Source organism: Pseudomonas frederiksbergensis (assembly GCF_017114915.1).
Classification (GTDB): domain Bacteria; phylum Pseudomonadota; class Gammaproteobacteria; order Pseudomonadales; family Pseudomonadaceae; genus Aquipseudomonas; species Aquipseudomonas frederiksbergensis_I.
This window is the reverse complement of record NZ_JAAUOE010000001.1, coordinates 211,583-230,944: the sequence shown is the minus strand read 5'-3', so window position 1 is coordinate 230,944 and position 19,362 is coordinate 211,583. Positions and strand designations below refer to the sequence as shown.

Here is a 19,362-nt window from a genome sequence, read left to right as displayed (position 1 = left end):
ACGGACGAGCCGAAAAACAACCAAGACATAAGACTCTTGCAAAAATGAGCGCAGCGACCTCAATCAACGACCGCCAATACAGCGCTGGAGCCCATCACAAACAGCTTTGCAAGAGACTCACCCCACAAACGAAAAAGCCCCGTCGCAAGACAGGGCTTTTCCAGCGATCGCGCAATTAAGCTGCGACGACGCTCACGTAACGACGACCGAAGGCGCCTTTTACTTCAAACTTGATCACGCCTTCGATTTTCGCGAAGAGGGTGTGATCTTTACCCATGCCAACGCCGTAGCCAGCGTGGAATTGGGTGCCGCGCTGACGCACGATGATGTTGCCGGCCTTGATGACCTGGCCGCCATACATCTTCACGCCAAGGCGTTTGGCTTCTGAGTCGCGACCGTTACGGGTACTACCACCAGCTTTTTTGTGTGCCATGAGTTCAATTCTCCTAGTGAGGAATTAGGCTGAAATTAAGCCTGAATACCGGTGATTTTGATCTCGGTGTACCACTGGCGGTGGCCCATACGCTTCATGTGGTGCTTACGGCGACGGAACTTGATGATGCGGACTTTATCGTGACGACCTTGGGAGATCACTTCAGCCACAACGGTAGCGCCAGGAACAACTGGAGCGCCGATATTCACGTCGTCGCCATTGGCAACCAACAGAACGCGATCAAAAGTTACGGATTCGCCGGTAGCGATTTCCAGTTTTTCGATCTTCAGGTATTCACCTGGAGCGACTTTGTACTGCTTGCCACCAGTAACGATTACTGCATAAGACATGGTATTTCTCCGATAATCCTGCTCACCCAGCTCTTTATAAGAAGAGGTATTGGCTGGCATGGCTGCATGAGGCTGGAAGGCCCGCTTGCAATTGCGTAAGGCAGGTGCTGCCCAGGAAGTTCAGGGTGCGCGATTGTACGCAAGGCACGAGCGCCTTGCAATAGGCCACCCATCGCGCCTTGACAGGCCCGGACGCGGGTCCTAGCATGCCGCGCAACCCTTCTGGAGCAACTGTCGCTGATGCAACCCCAAGCTTTCTACCGCGCGGTGGCGGACGATTTTAGCGCCGTCGACGGCATCATCAAGAAACAGCTGACTTCCCGAGTGCCGCTGGTATCGAAAATCGGCGACTACATTACCTCGGCTGGCGGTAAACGCCTGCGTCCTTTGCTCGTGCTGCTGTGCGGCAAGGCACTGGGTCGTGAAGGCGATGACCTGCGTCTGCTGGCTGCGACCATCGAGTTCTTGCACACCGCCACCCTGCTGCACGACGACGTCGTCGACATGTCCGGCATGCGCCGTGGCCGTTCGACCGCCAATGCCATGTGGGGCAACGCGCCGAGCGTGCTGGTAGGCGATTTCCTGTATTCGCGTTCTTTCGAAATGATGGTCGAACTGGGCTCCATGCCGGTAATGAAGATCCTTTCCCAAGCCACGCGCATCATCGCTGAAGGCGAAGTGTTGCAGTTGTCGAAGGTCCGCGACGCCAGCACCACCGAAGAAACCTACATGGAAGTCATCCGCGGCAAAACCGCGATGCTCTTCGAGGCTTCGACCCACAGTGCCGCGGCCCTGGCCGGTGCCTCGCTGGAACAGAGCGAAGCGCTGCGCACCTTCGGCGATCACCTGGGGGTGGCGTTCCAACTGGTCGATGACCTGCTGGACTACCGTGGCGACGCCGAGACCCTGGGCAAGAACGTCGGTGACGATCTGGCCGAGGGCAAACCGACGCTGCCGCTGATCTACACCATGCGCGAAGGCACTCCGGAGCAGGCCGCACTGGTTCGTCAGGCGATCCAGAAAGGTGGCATCGAAGATCTGGAAAGCATTCGCGAAGCCGTCGAAGCTTCCGGCTCGCTGGATTACACCGCGCAACTGGCCCGCGACTACGTGGCCCGTGCGATCAAGTGCCTCGACGCCCTGCCCGCCAGCGAATACCGCGATGCGCTGGTGGAGTTGAGCGAGTTTGCAGTCGCCCGTACGCACTGATCCGCACCCTCTGTAGGAGCGGGCTTGCCCGCGAATGCGATCTACCAGTCGACATTAATGTGACTGACACACCGCATTCGCGGGCAAGCCCGCTCCTACAAATCATGTGTCGCCCCGCCCCGCAGAAATCCCTATATAATGTGCGCTTTTTAGCCATCCTGAATCCGAGGAGCTTTAGTGAGCACGTTGCCACCCTGCCCAAAATGCAATTCCGAATACACCTACGAAGACGGCGCACAGCTGATCTGCCCGGAGTGCGCCCATGAGTGGTCCGCCAACGGCGAAGCCGAAGTGGCGTCCGACGACACCGTGAAAAAGGACTCGGTCGGTAACGTCCTGCAGGACGGCGATACCATCACCGTGATCAAGGACCTCAAGGTCAAAGGCACGTCGCTGGTGGTCAAGGTCGGCACCAAGGTCAAGAACATCCGTCTGTGCGATGGCGATCACGACATCGACTGCAAGATCGACGGTATCGGCCCGATGAAGCTCAAATCCGAGTTCGTCAGAAAAGTCTGAGCCTGCTGTATTCCATCCCGCGCCTGGCGTGGGATGGTGCTTCGCCCTCCCTCGCATCACCCAGCATTCGCTAAACGCCAGTCGTTTTGACCTCCAGCAATCCCTCGACAGAAAAAACACAAACCACCAATAGGCCCTTGCTATTTGACGAATAGGAATTATTCTCATTGAAACTTATCAATGGAGATGAGACTCATGACTTATTTGATCGATGCCTGGCTGGACCGCCCACACCCTTACCTCAGAATCCTGCATCGGGAGACCGGGGAAGTCTGTGCGGTACTTGAAGAAGAGGCCTTGAACGAGCTGCAGGATCAGGGTGATCTGGACGTCAACGGCCTGAGTTCCAGCGAACCGGTGGTACTCAAGGAACTGGTGCGCAATCTGTTTCTGTTCTGCTATGCCCGGGCGTTGCGCCCGACGAATGAGCTGCACAACAAGATCGAAGTATGAGAAACACAAAACCCTGTAGGAGCTGGCTTGCCAGCGATGCGAACCACGCGGTACATATTTGAAACCGTATGGATGCAATTCGCCAGCAAGCCGGCTCCTGCAGGTAGTCCGGATTACAGAACGTCGAGCAGTTCGACGTCGAATACCAGTACGCTATGCGGTGGAATGCTGCCAACGCCTTGAGCGCCATAAGCCAGTTCGCTCGGCACGTACAGACGCCATTTGCTGCCGGCGTTCATCAGTTGCAGGGCTTCGGTCCAGCCAGCGATAACGCCACCCACCGGGAATTCTGCCGGCTGACCGCGCTCGTAGGAGCTGTCGAACACAGTGCCGTCGATCAGCGTGCCGTGGTAGTGAGTGCGCACCTGATCTTCACGGGTCGGCTTGGCGCCTTCACCTTGGGTCAGCACTTCGAACTGCAGGCCGGAGGCCAGGGTGGTGATGCCTTCGCGCTTGGCGTTTTCAGCCAGGAACGCCAGACCTTCGCCAGCAGCGGCTTCAGCTTTGGCAGCGGCTTCGGCTTGCATGATTTCGCGGATCACTTTGAAGCTGGCGGACATTTCTTCCTGGCCCACACGGCTTGGCTTGCCGGCGAATGCGTCGGTCAGACCCGCCAGGATCGCGTCCAGGCTCACGCCCGGTGGCGGGTTATCACGCAGCTGGTCGCCCAGCTGACGGCCAATGCCGTAGCTGACGCGGGTTTCGTCGGTGGACAGATTTACTTCGGACATGACACTGCTCCGCTGTGCGGACGGCCCTGGAACTTGCCGTGCGTGCACAGCGCATTCCGGAGCGCCCGGAATCAAAAGGGCGAGCAGACTAGCACAGATGCCGCCACGTTGATGAGCGGCGTCAGCCCTGTTACACGGAACGGAAGGTGATCGGTACTTTCAGGCTTTCCTCGGTGCTGGCACCACACATTTCATCCTGAACCGAGGTGTGCACCACGTTGAACGACAACTTGGGAAAGGCGTGGAGCACTTCACGCGCATGCTCGACCGAGCGCAGATGCAATACCTCACCATGGGTATCGCGTAATGGATGCGCCGCGCCACTGATCCGCGCCTCCAGCACATAGAACACGCCTTCCATCGAGATCAGGTTCAGCTCATCGATCTTTCCGGCGATGGCATACGCATTCAACTCTTGCAGGTTCATGAACGCACCTCACGCAATGGCGAGCCAGGATCCTTACATGGATAGGCCTCGACGCGCCAAAGTACAAGCCACAAACGACACCGCCCGTCTGTTTCGCAACAGACGGGCGGTGTGATGAAGCAAGTAAGGGCGCGGATCAGTGCTTGGTCAGCTTGTCCAGATAACCCATGGCAAACGCCGACACCACGAAGGTCATGTGGATGATCACGTACCACTGCAAATGCTCGGGATCGACGTTCTTGGCGTCCATGAAGATCCGCAGCAGGTGGATCGACGAAATCGCCACGATGGAAGCCGCAACCTTCATCTTCAACGAAGACGAATCCATGGTGCCCAACCAGTTGAGCTTCTCCTTGCTGTCGTCGATGTCCAGTTCGGAAACGAAGTTCTCGTAACCGGAGATCATCACCATCACCAGCAAGCCGCCCACCAGCGCCATGTCGATCAGCGACAGCAGCACCAGAATCAGATCCGACTCGGCCATCGAGAACACGTTAGGGATGACGTGGATGACCTCCTGGAAGAATTTCAGTGCCAATGCCAGCAAGCCCAGCGACAAGCCGAAATAGATCGGCGCCAGTAACCAGCGGGAGGCGTACATTGTATTTTCGATAAAGCGTTCCATTGAATCTCACACAAGGGGCTGGAAATGGCGGCGAGTATAACAGCCGCCTGTTACACCCAGAAACCGCCCGGAAATCCGCAACCTGCGTGTGTGTGACAAAGTTTTTCTGCTAGTGTCCAGATCATTGACAGGTCAGCGAACGTCGGACAGGAAGACTGGAAATGGATGGGCGATTGCCTTTAACGAGCGCCGGACTTTGCCTCGCATTGCTGCTCGGTGGTTGTTCACCCAGCGATGAGAAACGCCAGGTCAGTCTCGAGGAAAAGACCGCGCAGTTCGAAAAGTCTCTGGAGGCGATCGAGGATCCGAAACTCAAGGACGTCGTGACCGAACTCGGCGGCTCACTGCTGCTGCTCGAGCGCGCGCAACTCAAGCTCGACAGCAAACCGGTGGTCACCGAATACGGCGAAGATGCCCTCGCCGTGCTCAAGCACTACCCCACGCCCCAGGCGCTGGTCGATACCTACATCAACGGTCTGTTCGTGCTGCACAAGGAGTCCAGCTCGGATTACCTGACCGATCTGCAACCGGTATTCCCCTTCAACTTCAACATTCCGGGCCCGTTCCTTTTCCCTCATGGCCTGGAATGGCAATCGGTGACCCTCAGCAACAAACGTGTCATCGCGTTTCAACCGGAATGGTCGGAAACCGATCCCGGCATTCAACTGAGCCCATCGAGTTCCAACCTGACCAACCCCGACGATCTGACAGTGACCTACCCTTTCATCGAAGGCCTGGATGTGGATAAAAAGAGCCTGCCACAACCGGTGAGCCTGCAAGGCAAGGTGGAAGTCATCGCCCCGCGCCGACTCTACAGCTTCAACCTGACGAAGAAGGACGTCGGCCAGACCCGCACCAACGACAACCTCAGTGTCACCCTGCTGAAGCTTGAAAAAAACCATGCCGAAATCGAATACAGCAACAGTGCGCCGCCGGCCCCCGAGGTCCACGATACACCGCTCAAACCGCTGATCGTTCAGGCCAGGGACGCCACCGGGCAATTCCTCTCTCGCTCGGGCGCGATCAACGAAACCGCCGAGCAGATTGCGTTCTATCAAAAACAACTGGCGCAGATGCAACAGCAGAAGGCCTGGAGCGAAGCGTTCGAAAAACAGCTGGACGACGATCAGCGAGCGTTTGAAAAGCAACAGACCCGGCATTACACCAAGGTGTACTTCAACGGGCCGATCGACACCCTTGAAGTCAACCTGCTGGACTACTCGGCGGTCACGGTGACCCGCAAGAACCTGGACCTGCCGGTACGCCGTTTCGACCCGCACACCACGGAAAAAACCATCCAGCCACTGACCTTGCCAGTGGTGGTGTATGACGACCAGGCTGCGACCTGGCTCAAGGGGGCGACGCTGAGTGAGGAACAACTGAAAAAAAGCATCAGCATCCGCCAGTCGGTCGATGATCCGAGCGCCGCGCGCATCGAGTTCGATCACCCCAGAAGCTTCAATGACGAACTACTCGGCACCGCTTTCAATCCTGGCGAAAGCCCGGTGACGTTCTTTACCCAAGACAGCAAGGGCCAGCGCGATGGTCCGATCGAGCTGCCACCTGAGGCGTATCAGGTCGACCCGTTAAGCAGCAGCATCACCTACGATCTGAATCTGTTTGCAGAAACACCCGCCTACGCGGTGGGTTCCATGCCGTTGTTCCTGGCGACTATCGACAAGCAAACGTATGACGCTCACCAACTGCCCAAGGGCCTGGCGCTCAAAGGGAATGCGTTGGTGGTCGATCTGAAGTTGTTCCCCGCCCAGGACTGGCGCTTTTTTACCAAGGACGACAGTGGCAACTATCTGAAGGAGATTCTTTCGGTCAGTCACGACGCGAGCGCGCAAGGCCCGGCGTTATTCGCAGTGCATTACTTCTATGGCCAGCCCACACGTCTGGAAACTTATCAGCGAACCCACCTCACCACCGTGCAATACGGTTTCGAGGTCAAACTCGACAAGACCGAGCCAGGCGACCTGGATCAGTAGCCTGGTTCAGCCCTCGGGCCGGAATCCGGGACCTGCAAGGTTGCGGTAACGACCACCGTTGATCTCTCGCAACTGGGCTTGCAGATGCAGGCACCAGATTTGCGGGTCATCGGCCAGCTCGTAGCCATGCAGGGTCAGACTTTCAACGATGGTGTCGAGGATCGATTCAGCCACGACCGGCCCACGGAACGGGCCTTGGGCCTTGATGGCTGAAGGCTGCTCGCCAGCCATTCCGGCGGCGAAGAGCAAGGTCCACATGCCCGTATCTCCCGCCAGCGGGCGGATGGCACATTCGATACGGGTCACAAGGCCCAGGCATTGACGGGTGAGGCAGAGGTTGCGCGACATGGCGGCGACCCTCGGTAGATCCGGTATTCAGCCTCCACGGGAAGGCTGTCTCGATCCAGTGATAACTGTCGATATCCTTGAGCAGAGAATAGAAGAAAAGTCCGGCTCGCACGCGAACCGGGAAACATAAGGCGCCGAGTGGTCGGCGCGCGAATATTGACGCCAGATTTGTGGCGATGATCACCGAAAAGATCGCAGCCTGCGGCAGCCCCTACAGGGAAATGCATTCGGCGCAGGCTGCGATCTTTTGCTTCACATCAAGCCGGTTTGACTTCCAGCAACGCTTCCTGCGCCTGCTCTCTTTCGGCCTCCTTGAGGTCTTCGTCGCTGACCATTTCCGCGATCACCCGCAAGCGTTCCACCACCCGCGCGTTGACACTGCCCTCGGGAAATTCGCCATTCTCATCCGGCGTACCGGCCGGCTCGCCGACCAGCAGGCTCAACGCCTCGTCAGCCTGGCGCACCGCGTAGACATGGAACTGTCCCGCACGCACCGCCGCCAGCACCTTCTCGTCGAGCATCAGCGTGGCAACGTTGGCCTGAGGAATGATCGCCCCTTGCTCGCCCGTCAGACCGCGGGCTTCGCAGAGTCGGAAGAAACCTTCGATCTTCTCGTTGACCCCGCCTACCGCCTGCACTTCACCGAACTGGTTGATCGAACCGGTAATCGCAAAGCACTGCTTGAGTGGAGTTTTCGACAAGGCCGAGATCAGCGTGCACGCCTCGCCCAACGATGCGCTGTCGCCATCGACGTAACCGTAGGACTGCTCCAGGGCGATGCTCGCGGAAATCGCCAACGGGAATTCCTGGGCATATCGGCTGCCCAGATAACCGGTGAGGATCATCACGCCCTTGGAGTGAATCGGCTGGCCGAGGTTGACCTCGCGCTCGATATCGACGATGCCGCTGCCGCCCGGATACACCGTGGCGGAAATCCGCGCCGGTATCCCGAAGGCCGAATCGCCGACTTCCAGCACGGTCAGCCCGTTACACTTGCCGACCGCCGCGCCATCGGTGTCGATCAGAATGATCCCGGCCAGCATGTCATCGAGAATCCGTGCCGAAACACGCCCGGTACGGGTGGCCTTGGCCTTGAGCGCACGTTCGATGTGCCCGGCGTCGGTCATCTCGTCACCCGCCAGGTCGCGAATGAAATCCGCCTCGCTGACCAGTTGGAACAGATCGCCGATCCGCGCCGACAGTCGCCCCTGATGCTCGGCCAGCCGTGCGCTGTAAGTGGCCAGACGCGCCACCGCATCGGCGGTCAACGGTGCCATGCCTTCCTCGGACGTACGGGTTTTGAGCAACTGGGCGAACTGCTCCAGGCTCTCGTCGACCATCGGGATGTCTTCGTCGAAATCCACCAGGACACGGAACATCTCCTGGAAGTCCGGATCGAGATCCTGCAGCGTGTAATAGAGCTGCCGGGCGCCAATGATGACGACTTTGACCTGCAACGGAATGTGTTGCGGTGTCAGCGTCACGGTGGCCAGACGGCCCAGTTCACCCAGTGGCGACTCCATTTTCAGCTTGCGCGATTGCAAGGCGCGCTTGAGCGCATCCCAGACGAATGGCTCGCTGAGCATTTTTTCCGCTTCGAGGATCAGGAAGCCGCCGTTGGCCCGGTGAAAGGCACCCGGTCGCAGCTGCCGATAGGTGGTGTACAGCGCGCCTTGATCGGTGCTGTATTCAATGCGGCCGAACAGGTTGTCATAGGTCGGGTGCGGCTCGAACACCACCGGCGCACCGCCGCTGAACGGATGACCGACCACCAGACTCGGGGCATATTGCTCTTCAAGCAATTTGCGGGCGACGGCGTCGGTCTTGCTGTCGTCCACCAGTTGCTCGACGACTGTCTTGAGCAGGTACACCTGCATCGCTTGCAGGTAACCGCAAACGCCTGCGTTTTCCGCGTACTTTTCCGACAGCGGAGCGAGCAATGGCTGCAAAGCCAGGGTGATGGTTTCTTCGTTGAGCTGACGCAGTTGATTGCTCGACTCACGCTTCCATTGCGGCAGGCTGGCGAGTTCTTCGTTCAAGCGCTCTTCGAGCGCGGAAATGTCGTCATGAAAGCGTTCGCGCTCGGCTTCCGGCAACTGGGCGAATTCCGCCTCATCCAGGGCCTTGCCTTCGCTCATCGGCGTGAAGGCGATGTTGCTGCTGTCGCGGTAGAGCGCGACTTCTTTCTCCAGCGCCAGACGTTCGATCACATCCAGCGCACGGTCATAACGCTGGTTAAAGGCGCGGTCTATGGCGCTTTTCTTCTGCTGATAGGACGGGTGCTCGAACACCGCCGGAAAGGTCGCCAGCAAGTTGTCGATCAAGCCATTGATGTCGCCGATGAAAGCGCCGGCGGTGCCCGACGGCAATTCCAGCGCACGAGGCTCGCGCGGCTCATCGAAATTATTGACGTAGACCCAGTCCGCCGGAGTCTGCAGGCGTTTGCCTTCGGCCTTGAGGTAGCGTTTGACGAACGAGAACCGGCCGGTGCCGGGCTCGCCCATGACGAATACGTTGTAACCGGGGCGTGGCATGGCCACACCGAACTGCAAGGCTTCGACCGCACGTTCCTGGCCAAGCACACCGCGGAAGGGCTCCAGATCATTGGTGGTAGAGAAGCTGAACTGTTCAGCGGAAAACGGACGGGTCAGCGCTTCAGGCGCTAGACGCAAGCTGGCAGCAACAGGATCAGGCATCGGGCTTCCTTACATCAGGCGGGGCAGATAGCGGCATTCTGGCGCCGCCCGTACCTCACTGGCAAGGCGCGCCTCAAGCCAAAGCATAGACAAACCGTCAACCCCGGGCCGGGCGCGTCAAAATCAATGTTTCGAGGAATGTTTGGCAAAAAATCACGCATCCCCCGGAACGTGCCTAAACTCCAAGCTGCGCGGCTGGAACGAATAAACGAATAACCGGCCCACTGGCACCATTAGGGGCCAGCACCCTGTCCATTGGTATGCACACAAGAGAACATAGCTATGAAACGGATTCTTCTCGGTACTCTCTTCACCGCTGTATCCATCAACGCCATGGCTCAGGCGCCAGGCGGTCCGGACTGCGGTTGGGGCAATATGCTGTTCGAAGGTCAGCGTGGCACCCCGGCACACTTCCTGGCATCCACCACCAACGGCACTTCCGGTAACGCAACCTTCGGCATGACCTCCGGTACCAACGGCTGCTCAACCAATGCGTCGCTGACCTATGGCGGCAAATCCTGGATCACCATGAATGGCATGATGAACGAGCTGTCCGAAGACATGGCTAAAGGTCAGGGCGAAGCGCTGACCACTTACGCCGTGGTACTGGGCGTGGCGCCGCAAGACCGTGCGTATTTCGCCGCGGTGACTCATCAGCACTTCCAGCAAATTTTCAGCAAAGCTGACGTGACCGCTGAAGATGTGCATACCAATACCCTGGCCGTATTGAAGAACGATCCTCGTCTGGCCAAGTACGCCACTCAAGCTTAAGCTCGACCCCTCCCGCTCTCTTTGGGGAGCGGGTTTTATTTTTGATCCTGGCCCTTTTTGGCCTGCCCCTTTGGGTCTTTGTTTCTTTCGACTTAAGTTGCTCACTATGCTCAAACGCCTTGCCTGGCTGGCGCTCTGTGTCTGCGCCCCGCTGTCCGCCGCGCCCCACATCGACAATCAACGTTTGCAGCAACTGGCCAACGACCCTTTCTGGATTTCCCTGGGTCATTATGAAAGCGCCAAACTCGGTGGCTGGCGCAGCTATGTCAGCGACAAGAAGTTCTTTCTCGCCCCTGACGGCAACGAACACCCCGACCGTGAACTGGCGGCAACCGTACAGGCACTGTATGCCCCGGCCAGTGCCGGCGAGCAGCATGCGCAATGCGTCTATCCGGCCCGCACCCGCTGGCTGAAGGCGCAGCTTGGGCTGACCGGTCTGCCGACGCCGGATTGCGCCGAGTTCGAGCAATGGTTCAAGGACGTATCGCCCCACAGCGCGGTGATGATTTTCCCGGCGGCCTACCTGAACAGCCCCTCATCAATGTTCGGCCATACCTTGCTGCGCATCGATCAGGCCGATGTGCAGCGCGACAAGACCTCGCTGCTCAGTTACGCGATCAACTTCGGTGCCTACATCGAAGGGTCGGACAACAGCATTCTGTACGCCTGGAAGGGCTTGATGGGCGGTTATCCGGGGCTGTTTGCCCTGGTGCCGTACCAGGAAAAGCTCTCGGAATACCGTAGCCTCGAGAACCGCGACCTGTGGGAATACCGCCTGAACCTGACGCAGCAGGAAACCGAACGCATGGTCGAGCATGTCTGGGAACTCAAGCAGATCCGGTTCGACTACTTTTTCTTCGACGAAAACTGCTCCTATCGCCTGCTTGAGCTGCTGCAAGTGGCGCGACCGAGCCTGAAGCTGACCGAGCAATTCCCGCTGACCGCCATCCCCACCGACACGGTCAAAGCAGTGAAACAGGCCGGGCTGGTGGAGTCGATCGAATATCGCCCGTCCCGTGAGCGTGAACTGCTGAGCCGCGCAGAACCGCTGACCGCTGAAGAACAGGAGTGGGTGCTGAAAGTCAGCGCCGACCAGAAACAATTGCAGGAGCCGGCGTTCAAGGCGCAACCGCGCGACCGCCAGGCGTTGATCATCGATGCGGCTTATCGGCTGGAGCGCTATCGTGCCAACGGTCAGGAACGTGACCCCCGACGGGCTCAGCGCAGTTTCGAATTGCTGCGCGCGATCAATCAAAACCCGCCTCCGGAACTGGACATTGCACAACCTGGCTTGCCCGAGGATGGTCACCAATCCCGCACCTGGCAGGCCGCCATCGGCACCCGGGGTGACAAGGTCTTCGGCGAATATGGCCTGCGCATGGCCTATCACGACCTCAACGACAACGCCGAAAGCTTCCCCCTCGGCGCACAGATCGAAATTCTGCAGATGAAACTGCGTCAGTACGAAGGCAATGACTGGCAGTTGCAGCAACTGGACCTGGCGACCATCCGCTCCCTGACCCCGCGCAACGCGCTGTTGCAGCCATTGTCGTGGCAAGTCACCGGCGGCCTGGAGCGTGTACCGGGTAAACATGATGACGAAACCCTGGTCAGCCATGTCAACGGTGGCGGCGGCGGAACCTGGCAACTGGGCGACGACATGCTCGGTTTCGCCCTGGGCACCGTACGTGTGGAGCATAACAACGACTTCGCGGGCTTCATCGCCCCGGCGGCGGGCTTCAACAGCGGCCTGCTATGGAAAAATCCGCTGGGCAATTTCAGCCTGGAAGCCAAGGGCGATTACTTCACCAATGGCGAAGTGCGCCGTAGCGTGAGCCTGAACCAGCAGTGGGAATTGTCGCGCAACCTCGGTTTGCGTCTGAGCGCCCAGCGCGAATTCAGCCACCTGGCTTCACCGGAAAACGAAGTGATGCTTGAGGTGAAGTGGTATCACTACTGATCGCTGCGATCTTTTGACCTTTCTTTCACCCCACCCGACAAATCCGCTTCTAGACTTCCCTTATAGGCTGTTGAACGGCCCTGGAGTCCGAGATGTGGCGTTTAAAACGTCCCGCGCTACCTCAAGGACAAGCAATGCGCCGAAGGCTGGACCGATGGCTTTCGCCAGTGCCAGGCCATGCGGGAAAGCGAGGATCGCAACGAGTACAGGGATCGCCATTGGGATGAGCGCGAACGGGCCTGGCAACAACAGAAAGACCGGGACGCCGCGCGAGCCTATCGCTCGCAATAAGTCGTTTACAGACATTCGTCGAAACTTAAAGCACGCGACCATGGCCCAAACCCTATAACGGGAGAACAACATGAGTCGCGCCTTCGTCAATGAAGATAACGCCGCCGCGCAAGCCGATCTGCCAGTCGAACGGCAGGTCAGCGCGCAGCCCAATTACGTCACGCCAGCCGGCCTTGCGCAGCTTCAGGCGAAAGTCGCCGAGCTGCAAAACCTGCTCGATGAGGAAAGCGCCAAAGGTGACCTGGCCGACAAGCAGCGCCAGGCCGACCTCGATCGCGACTGGCGCTACTTCAAGCATCGCCTGCAAAGCGCCCAGGTGGTCGCACTGGCCCCCTCGACCGACAAAGTGCAAATCGGCAATTGGGTGACCTTTGCCGACGAACACGACCATCAGCAGCGTGTGCAGTTGGTCGGGGAAGACCAGGCGGATGCCGCACACGGGTTGATCAATTGGAGTTCACCGCTGGGGCGGGCGTTGCTTGGGGCGCGGGTGGGCGATGAGGTGCTGTGGAAGCGACCGGCGGGGGATTTGGTGATTGAGGTACTGACCATAGAGATCGAGTGAGTTCGATGACGCCTTCGCGGGCAAGCCCGCTCCTACAACGCCCATAAAAAACGGAGCCCCGAAAGGCTCCGTTTTTTATGCCACCAACCTGAAATCAGGCCAGCTTCTTGTGCCGTACCCGGTGTGGCTGGGAGGCCGCTTCGCCGAGGCGTTTCTTGCGATCGGCTTCGTACTCGGTGTAGTTGCCTTCGAAGAACACCGCTTGCGAGTCGTCTTCGTACGCCAGGATGTGAGTCGCGACGCGGTCAAGGAACCACCGATCGTGGGAGATCACAATGGCGGCGCCCGGGAAGTCCAGCAAGGCTTCTTCCAGGGAACGCAGGGTTTCAACGTCGAGATCGTTGGACGGTTCGTCGAGCAGCAGGACGTTGCCGCCCTCTTTCAGGGTCAGGGCCAGGTGCAAGCGACCGCGCTCACCACCGGACAAGTCCTTGACGAACTTCTGCTGATCACCGCCCTTGAAGTTGAAGCGGCCGACGTAGGTACGCGACGGGATCTCGTAGTTGCCGATGCGAATCTGGTCGGAACCGTCGGAGATCTGCTGGAACACGGTCTTGCTGCCATCCAGGTCTTCACGGCTCTGATCGACGCACGCCAACTGCACGGTTTCGCCGACTTCGATGCTGCCCGAATCCGGGGTTTCCTTGCCCATCAGCATGCGGAACAGGGTCGATTTACCGGCACCGTTACCGCCGATCACGCCAACGATGGCGCCTTTAGGCATGGAGAACGACAGGTTATCGATCAGCACGCGATCGCCGTAGCCCTTGGTGACGTTCTTGAATTCGATGACCTTGTCGCCCAGGCGCGGACCGGCCGGGATGTAGATTTCGTTGGTTTCGCTGCGCTTCTGGAATTCCTGCGATTGCATTTCTTCGAAGCGTTGCAGACGAGCCTTGGATTTGGACTGGCGGGCCTTGGCGCCTTTGCGCACCCACTCCAGTTCTTCCTTCATGGCCTTTTCGTGGGCCGACTGCTGCTTGGATTCCTGGGCCAGACGATCGGACTTGGCTTCGAGCCAACCCGAATAGTTGCCCTCGTACGGGATACCAGCACCGCGGTCGAGTTCGAGGATCCAGCCGGCAACGTTATCCAGGAAGTAACGGTCGTGCGTGATCGCAACCACGGTGCCCGGGAAATCGTGCAGGAAGTGCTCCAGCCAGGCGACGGAATCGGCGTCCAGGTGGTTGGTCGGTTCGTCGAGCAGCAGCATGTCCGGTGCGGACAGCAGCAGGCGGCACAGGGCCACACGGCGCTTTTCACCACCGGACAAGTGCTCGACCTTCGCGTCCCAGGCCGGCAGACGCAGCGCATCGGCGGCGACTTCCAGCTGGCGATCCAGGTTGTGACCGTCGGCGGCCTGCAGAATGGCTTCGAGCTTGGCCTGTTCGGCGGCCAGCTTGTCGAAGTCGGCATCCGGTTCGGCGTAGGCCGCGTAAACCTCGTCCAGACGCGCCTGGGCGTCCTTGATCACGCTGACCGCTTCCTCGACCACTTCACGCACGGTCTTGGTCGGGTCCAGCACGGGTTCTTGTGGCAGGTAGCCAACGTTCAGGTCCGGCATCGGACGGGCTTCGCCGTCGAACTCAGTGTCGACGCCCGCCATGATTTTCAGCAACGTGGATTTACCCGAACCGTTGAGGCCGAGGACACCGATCTTGGCGCCGGGGAAGAACGACAGCGAAATGTTTTTCAGGATTTCCCGCTTCGGCGGAACAACTTTGCCCAGCCGATGCATGGTGAAGACGTATTGAGCCATGGAGAACCTAGGGTCAGTGACTGATGAATGATTGGAGCACAGGCGATGCCCGGCCAAGCCATGCGCGTCGTTCGTTTGATGGGTATCAAGGCGTGCGCGCTGAAAAAACCTCTAAGAGCTGGAACGCTCCCGCGTAACCGGCAAAGCTACCTGATTGATAGGAGGCAGTCCAGCCGAGCGGGGGCTGGCACTTCGCCACAACTCAAGGCATGCTAGCCGCCCTTCGGGCGTCCGGCTTATAGTGCACGTCGCGCCAGTCCAGCCAAACCGCAGGATTACAGTTTGTCCAATGTCTCTGTGCCATCGTCCGCGAGTGCGCTCAATCCTGGGCCCGGCTCGCCCCTGCGCGGAACCTTGAAGGGCGCGCTGGCGACCCTTGTGCTGTTGCTGCTCGCACTGCTGTTCTGGCAATGGGTGGATCAACTGCGCGAAACCCAGAAAAGCCAGCGCCAGTACAGCATCGACTATTCCGCCGATCTGGCTTCGCAAGTCAGCCTCAACATGGCGCTCAACGCCCAGATCGCCCTTAATCTGCTACCGATCATCGAACAACCGCAAAGCGCCGACGAACAGCAGGCGTTACTGCGCAAACTGCAGCAATCGCTGCCCGACTTGCGCAGCCTGGCGCTGCTCAGTCCCTCCGGAAAAATCCTCTGCGACAGCGCCGCCGACAGCCAGGACGCCAACTACCTGAGCGAACTGGTCCAGCGCAGCCGCGCCCAGGCCCACTATTTCAGCAATGCCGACGACGGCTCGGTGGTGCACCTGCTTTTGCATCAGGCCAGCGGCAGCACCCGCGGCTATTGGGCCCTGCGCCTGACACCCACCTTTTTCTCCTCTCTGATCAAACAGGGCGACGTCGGCATCCGCCCCCAGTGGCTGGTGGAAAACCGCATCAATCATCAGATCATCAGCCGCGATGACACCCTGCCCTCAGCCAAACCCGCGGTGCTGACACCCGACGAACTGGCCAACAGCGTGCTGACCGTTCCCCTGAGCAGCAGCGACTGGCAACTGCGCGGATTGTTCGACCGCCAGCGCGCGCTCGAACAACTGTTGCCGGCGTTCATCGGCAAGTGCCTGCTGGGCCTGGCCCTGTCCCTGTTGCCGTTCATCGCCCTGCTGAACGTTCGTCGCCGTCAACGCCAGCTGCACGAAGGCCGCCGACGTTATCAGGACATTTTCGAGGGCACCGGCGTTGCGCTGTGCGTGCTCGACCTGTCCGGGCTCAAAAGCATTTTCGACAAGGCTCAACTCAATAGCAGCGAGCAGTTGCGGGCCTGGCTCGAGACACCGCAGCAACGCCAGCAACTGCTGCAGGAACTGCGCATCACCGAGGTCAACCAGGTCGCCCTGCAATTGCTCAATGTCAATTCCTGCGACCAGGCCTGGAAACTGCTGGTCGATGGTTGTCCGCTGGAGCGCACGGCCATCGGCAATCAAGTACTCGAAGCGGTGCTCCACCAGCAGAAACAGCTTGAGCTGGAAATCAAACTCCAGGACGCCAATGGCCGCGACCAGCACTTGTGGCTGGTGCTGCGCCTGCCCGAAGAGCAGGCCGATTACAAAGCGGTGATCCTGAGCATCAGCGACATCACCAGCCGCAAACTCATCGAGTTGTCGCTGCTGGAGCGTGAAGGGTTCTGGTCCGATGTGGTGCGCACCGTGCCGGATCACCTGTATGTGCAAGACGTGATCAGCCAGCGGATGATCTTCAGTAACCATCACCTGGGGCAGACGCTGGGTTACAACCGCACTGAACTGCACCAGATGGGCGAGTATTTCTGGGAAATCCTCTTGCATCCCGAGGATGCCGACTACTACCACCGCTCGCGCCAGTCCCAGCGCCACGCCGGTTACACTCAATTGCTGCAATGCCAGCTGCGCTTCCGTCATCGCAATGGCAAATGGCGACGTTTCGATATTCGCGAACAGGCCCTGGCACGGGACAAGTACGATCAGGTCACCCGCATCATCGGCGTGGCCAAGGACATCACCGAACAGATTGAAGCCAGCGAGTCCCTGCGCGACAGCGAGCAGCGCTACCGGATGCTCGCCGAAAGCATCAGCGATGTGATTTTCTCCACCGACAGCAAGCTGGCGCTCAATTACGTCAGCCCCTCGGTACAAGCCGTGCTGGGTTTCGACGCCGACTGGATATTCCAGAACGGCTGGCAATCGACCATCGCCAACCCGCAACAACTGAGCGGCATCTACAGCCTGATGGACCGGGTCAGTAAAGCGCTGGACAAGCCCGAACAACTGGCGCTGCTGCGCAGTCAGGTGCAGACCCAACTGTTTTTGTTCGACTGCCTGCGGGCCGACGGGCGCAAGATCCCCATCGAGTTGCGTCTGGTGCTGGTCTGGGACGAACACGGCGCCTTCGAAGGCGTGCTCGGGGTCGGTCGCGATATCAGCCAGCAGCGTCGGGCCGAGAAAGACCTGCGCATGGCGGCCACGGTATTCGAGCACTCGACCTCCGCGATTCTGATCACTGACCCGGCGGGCTATATCGTCCAGGCCAACGAGGCCTTCAGTCGCGTCAGCGGCTATGCGATGTCCCAAGTGCTCGACCAGTTGCCAAACATGCTCACCGTCGATGAGCAGCAGGAAGCCCATCTGCGTTATGTACTCAAGCAATTGCATCAGCACAGCACCTGGGAAGGCGAAGTCTGGCTCAAGCGCCGCAATGGCGAGCATTACCCGGCCTGGGTCGGGATTACCGCGGTGCTCGACGACGAAGGCGACCTGGCCAGCTACGTGTGTTTCTTCAGCGACATCAGCGAACGCAAGGCCAGTGAGCAACGGATTCACCGCCTCGCCTATTACGACGCCCTGACCCACCTGCCCAACCGCACGCTGTTCCAGGATCGCCTGCACACCGCGCTGCAATCGGCCGAGCGGCAAAAATCCTGGGTGGTGCTGATGTTCCTCGACCTGGACCGTTTCAAGCCGATCAACGACTCCCTGGGCCACGCCGCCGGCGACCGCATGCTCAAGGAAATGGCCACGCGCCTGCTTGGTTGCGTCGACGATGACGACACCGTGGCGCGCATGGGCGGCGATGAATTCACATTGCTGCTACAACCGCGGGTCAATCGGGAGATCGCGCTGAACCGGGCGATTCATGTGGCTGAACAGATTCTTGCCAGCCTCGTGACGCCATTCGTCCTCGAAGGCCGCGAGTTCTTCGTCACCGCCAGTATCGGCATCGCCCTGAGCCCTCAGGACGGCAGCGAACTCAGTCAGTTGATGAAAAACGCCGACACCGCGATGTACCACGCCAAGGAGCGCGGCAAGAACAACTTCCAGTTCTATCAGGCCGACATGAACGCCAGCGCCCTGGAGCGTCTGGAGCTGGAAAGCGACTTGCGCCATGCCCTGGAGCAAAACGAGTTCGTGTTGTATTACCAACCGCAATTCAGTGGCGACGGCAAACGCCTGACCGGTGCCGAAGCCCTGTTGCGCTGGCGTCATCCGCGTCGCGGCCTGGTGCCACCGGGGGATTTCATTCCGGTACTCGAGGAGCTCGGGCTGGTGGTGGATGTCGGCGACTGGGTGATCAGCGAAGCCTGCCGCCAGCTCAAGACCTGGCATCAGGCCAAGGTGCGGGTGCCGAAGGTTTCGGTGAATATTTCGGCCCGGCAGTTCTCCGATGGGCAGCTCGGCATGCGGATCGCGACGATCCTCAAGGAAACCGGCCTGCCGCCGGCATGCCTGGAGCTGGAACTGACCGAAAGTATCCTGATGCGCGAAGTCAGCGAGGCAATGCAGATCCTGGCCGGGTTGAAAAACCTCGGCCTGAGCATTGCGGTCGACGACTTCGGCACCGGTTATTCATCGCTCAACTACCTCAAGCAATTCCCGATCGACGTGCTGAAAATCGACCGCACCTTCGTCGATGGCCTGCCCTCGGGCGAACAGGATGCGCAGATTGCCCGGGCGATCATCGCCATGGCCCACAGCCTCAATCTGGCGGTGATCGCCGAGGGCGTGGAAACCCACGAGCAGCTCGACTTCCTGCGCGAACACGGTTGCGATGAGGTTCAGGGCTACCTGTTCGGTCATCCGATGCCGGCCAGCCGGTTTGAGGCGCAGTTCAGCAATGATGCGTTGTTCATGCTCGACTGAAGTTTTGCGTGTTGGGCGGGCGGCCCCTTCGCGGGCAAGCCTCGCTCCTACAGACGGTGATATCCGTAGGAGCGAGGCTTGCCCGCGAAGAGGCCCGCACAAA

General features: G+C 59.4%; 16 protein-coding genes and 1 pseudogene. 9 read left to right on the top strand and 8 right to left on the bottom strand.

Going from position 1 to position 19,362, the window contains the following annotated elements; translation table 11 throughout:
- Positions 1-175 precede the first annotated feature (175 nt).
- Positions 176-433 (bottom strand): 50S ribosomal protein L27, encoded by a 258-nt coding sequence (gene rpmA / locus HCU66_RS01145; RefSeq protein ID WP_003228360.1) that lies wholly within the window; start codon positions 431-433, stop codon positions 176-178.
- A 35-nt stretch (positions 434-468) separates the two neighbouring features.
- Positions 469-783: a 50S ribosomal protein L21 gene (gene rplU, locus HCU66_RS01140; RefSeq protein ID WP_007901869.1), complete on the bottom strand. Its 315-nt coding sequence runs from the start codon at positions 781-783 to the stop codon at positions 469-471.
- A 240-nt stretch (positions 784-1,023) separates the two neighbouring features.
- Between rplU and HCU66_RS01135 the strand changes: the two genes are divergently transcribed.
- The 3 genes from HCU66_RS01135 to HCU66_RS01125 all read left to right on the top strand — a co-directional run bounded on the left by HCU66_RS01135 (position 1,024) and on the right by HCU66_RS01125 (position 2,964).
- Positions 1,024-1,992: a polyprenyl synthetase family protein gene (locus HCU66_RS01135; RefSeq protein WP_019650960.1), complete on the top strand. Its 969-nt coding sequence runs from the start codon at positions 1,024-1,026 to the stop codon at positions 1,990-1,992.
- A gap of 177 nt (positions 1,993-2,169) precedes the next feature.
- Positions 2,170-2,511 carry a zinc ribbon domain-containing protein YjdM gene (locus HCU66_RS01130; protein ID WP_007938431.1) on the top strand — a complete coding sequence of 114 codons (342 nt, stop codon included), beginning with the start codon at positions 2,170-2,172 and terminating at the stop codon, positions 2,509-2,511.
- 195 nt (positions 2,512-2,706) lie between these two features.
- Positions 2,707-2,964: a PA4570 family protein gene (locus tag HCU66_RS01125; protein WP_205886634.1), complete on the top strand. Its 258-nt coding sequence runs from the start codon at positions 2,707-2,709 to the stop codon at positions 2,962-2,964.
- Between the two features lie 113 nt (positions 2,965-3,077).
- On the opposite strand, the gene HCU66_RS01120 is transcribed toward HCU66_RS01125, so the two are convergent.
- The 3 genes from HCU66_RS01120 to HCU66_RS01110 all read right to left on the bottom strand — a co-directional run bounded on the left by HCU66_RS01120 (position 3,078) and on the right by HCU66_RS01110 (position 4,747).
- The gene (locus tag HCU66_RS01120; RefSeq protein WP_007938433.1) at positions 3,078-3,695 is read right to left on the bottom strand and encodes a BamJ family beta-barrel-assembly machinery protein; all 618 of its coding nucleotides are present in this window, start codon (positions 3,693-3,695) and stop codon (positions 3,078-3,080) included.
- Between the two features lie 130 nt (positions 3,696-3,825).
- The gene (locus tag HCU66_RS01115; RefSeq protein ID WP_205886633.1) at positions 3,826-4,122 is read right to left on the bottom strand and encodes a DUF6482 family protein; all 297 of its coding nucleotides are present in this window, start codon (positions 4,120-4,122) and stop codon (positions 3,826-3,828) included.
- Between the two features lie 136 nt (positions 4,123-4,258).
- On the bottom strand, positions 4,259-4,747 hold the full coding sequence (locus tag HCU66_RS01110; RefSeq protein WP_007938436.1) for a TIGR00645 family protein: 489 nt from the start codon (positions 4,745-4,747) through the stop codon (positions 4,259-4,261).
- 161 nt (positions 4,748-4,908) lie between these two features.
- Between HCU66_RS01110 and HCU66_RS01105 the strand changes: the two genes are divergently transcribed.
- On the top strand, positions 4,909-6,738 hold the full coding sequence (locus HCU66_RS01105) for a hypothetical protein (RefSeq protein WP_205886632.1): 1,830 nt from the start codon (positions 4,909-4,911) through the stop codon (positions 6,736-6,738).
- 6 nt (positions 6,739-6,744) lie between these two features.
- Here the strand turns inward: HCU66_RS01105 and HCU66_RS01100 are convergent, their stop codons facing one another.
- A complete protein-coding gene (locus HCU66_RS01100) occupies positions 6,745-7,086 on the bottom strand; it encodes a PA4575 family protein (protein WP_205886631.1) in 342 nt (113 codons plus the stop codon).
- A 257-nt stretch (positions 7,087-7,343) separates the two neighbouring features.
- On the bottom strand, positions 7,344-9,782 hold the full coding sequence (locus HCU66_RS01095; RefSeq protein WP_205886630.1) for a Lon protease family protein: 2,439 nt from the start codon (positions 9,780-9,782) through the stop codon (positions 7,344-7,346).
- 282 nt (positions 9,783-10,064) lie between these two features.
- On the opposite strand from HCU66_RS01095, the gene HCU66_RS01090 reads away from it, so the two are divergent.
- The 4 genes and pseudogenes from HCU66_RS01090 to HCU66_RS01075 all read left to right on the top strand — a co-directional run bounded on the left by HCU66_RS01090 (position 10,065) and on the right by HCU66_RS01075 (position 13,369).
- Positions 10,065-10,553: a DUF3015 domain-containing protein gene (locus HCU66_RS01090; protein WP_205886629.1), complete on the top strand. Its 489-nt coding sequence runs from the start codon at positions 10,065-10,067 to the stop codon at positions 10,551-10,553.
- Positions 10,554-10,659: 106 nt separating this feature from the next.
- On the top strand, positions 10,660-12,513 hold the full coding sequence (locus HCU66_RS01085) for an Lnb N-terminal periplasmic domain-containing protein (RefSeq protein ID WP_205886628.1): 1,854 nt from the start codon (positions 10,660-10,662) through the stop codon (positions 12,511-12,513).
- Between the two features lie 105 nt (positions 12,514-12,618).
- Positions 12,619-12,804: pseudogene (locus HCU66_RS01080) on the top strand (hypothetical protein); the annotation flags it as partial.
- 70 nt (positions 12,805-12,874) lie between these two features.
- On the top strand, positions 12,875-13,369 hold the full coding sequence (locus tag HCU66_RS01075; RefSeq protein ID WP_205886627.1) for a GreA/GreB family elongation factor: 495 nt from the start codon (positions 12,875-12,877) through the stop codon (positions 13,367-13,369).
- Positions 13,370-13,463: 94 nt separating this feature from the next.
- Here HCU66_RS01075 and ettA read toward each other — a convergent pair whose 3' ends face one another.
- Positions 13,464-15,128 carry an energy-dependent translational throttle protein EttA gene (ettA, locus tag HCU66_RS01070; protein WP_205886626.1) on the bottom strand — a complete coding sequence of 555 codons (1,665 nt, stop codon included), beginning with the start codon at positions 15,126-15,128 and terminating at the stop codon, positions 13,464-13,466.
- Between the two features lie 282 nt (positions 15,129-15,410).
- On the opposite strand from ettA, the gene HCU66_RS01065 reads away from it, so the two are divergent.
- On the top strand, positions 15,411-19,259 hold the full coding sequence (locus HCU66_RS01065; RefSeq protein WP_205886625.1) for a sensor domain-containing protein: 3,849 nt from the start codon (positions 15,411-15,413) through the stop codon (positions 19,257-19,259).
- Positions 19,260-19,362 lie beyond the last annotated feature (103 nt).

Excerpts from the sequence above, each read along its gene's own strand:
- rpmA (WP_003228360.1), bottom strand. The coding sequence starts at position 433 with ATGGCACACAAAAAAGCTGGTGGTAGTACCCGTAACGGTCGCGACTCA.
- rplU (WP_007901869.1), bottom strand. The coding sequence starts at position 783 with ATGTCTTATGCAGTAATCGTTACTGGTGGCAAGCAGTACAAAGTCGCT.
- HCU66_RS01135 (WP_019650960.1), top strand. The coding sequence starts at position 1,024 with ATGCAACCCCAAGCTTTCTACCGCGCGGTGGCGGACGATTTTAGCGCC.
- HCU66_RS01125 (WP_205886634.1), top strand. The coding sequence starts at position 2,707 with ATGACTTATTTGATCGATGCCTGGCTGGACCGCCCACACCCTTACCTC.
- HCU66_RS01120 (WP_007938433.1), bottom strand. The coding sequence starts at position 3,695 with ATGTCCGAAGTAAATCTGTCCACCGACGAAACCCGCGTCAGCTACGGC.
- HCU66_RS01115 (WP_205886633.1), bottom strand. The coding sequence starts at position 4,122 with ATGAACCTGCAAGAGTTGAATGCGTATGCCATCGCCGGAAAGATCGAT.
- HCU66_RS01110 (WP_007938436.1), bottom strand. The coding sequence starts at position 4,747 with ATGGAACGCTTTATCGAAAATACAATGTACGCCTCCCGCTGGTTACTG.
- HCU66_RS01105 (WP_205886632.1), top strand. The coding sequence starts at position 4,909 with ATGGATGGGCGATTGCCTTTAACGAGCGCCGGACTTTGCCTCGCATTG.
- HCU66_RS01100 (WP_205886631.1), bottom strand. The coding sequence starts at position 7,086 with ATGTCGCGCAACCTCTGCCTCACCCGTCAATGCCTGGGCCTTGTGACC.
- HCU66_RS01095 (WP_205886630.1), bottom strand. The coding sequence starts at position 9,782 with ATGCCTGATCCTGTTGCTGCCAGCTTGCGTCTAGCGCCTGAAGCGCTG.
- HCU66_RS01090 (WP_205886629.1), top strand. The coding sequence starts at position 10,065 with ATGAAACGGATTCTTCTCGGTACTCTCTTCACCGCTGTATCCATCAAC.
- HCU66_RS01085 (WP_205886628.1), top strand. The coding sequence starts at position 10,660 with ATGCTCAAACGCCTTGCCTGGCTGGCGCTCTGTGTCTGCGCCCCGCTG.
- HCU66_RS01075 (WP_205886627.1), top strand. The coding sequence starts at position 12,875 with ATGAGTCGCGCCTTCGTCAATGAAGATAACGCCGCCGCGCAAGCCGAT.
- ettA (WP_205886626.1), bottom strand. The coding sequence starts at position 15,128 with ATGGCTCAATACGTCTTCACCATGCATCGGCTGGGCAAAGTTGTTCCG.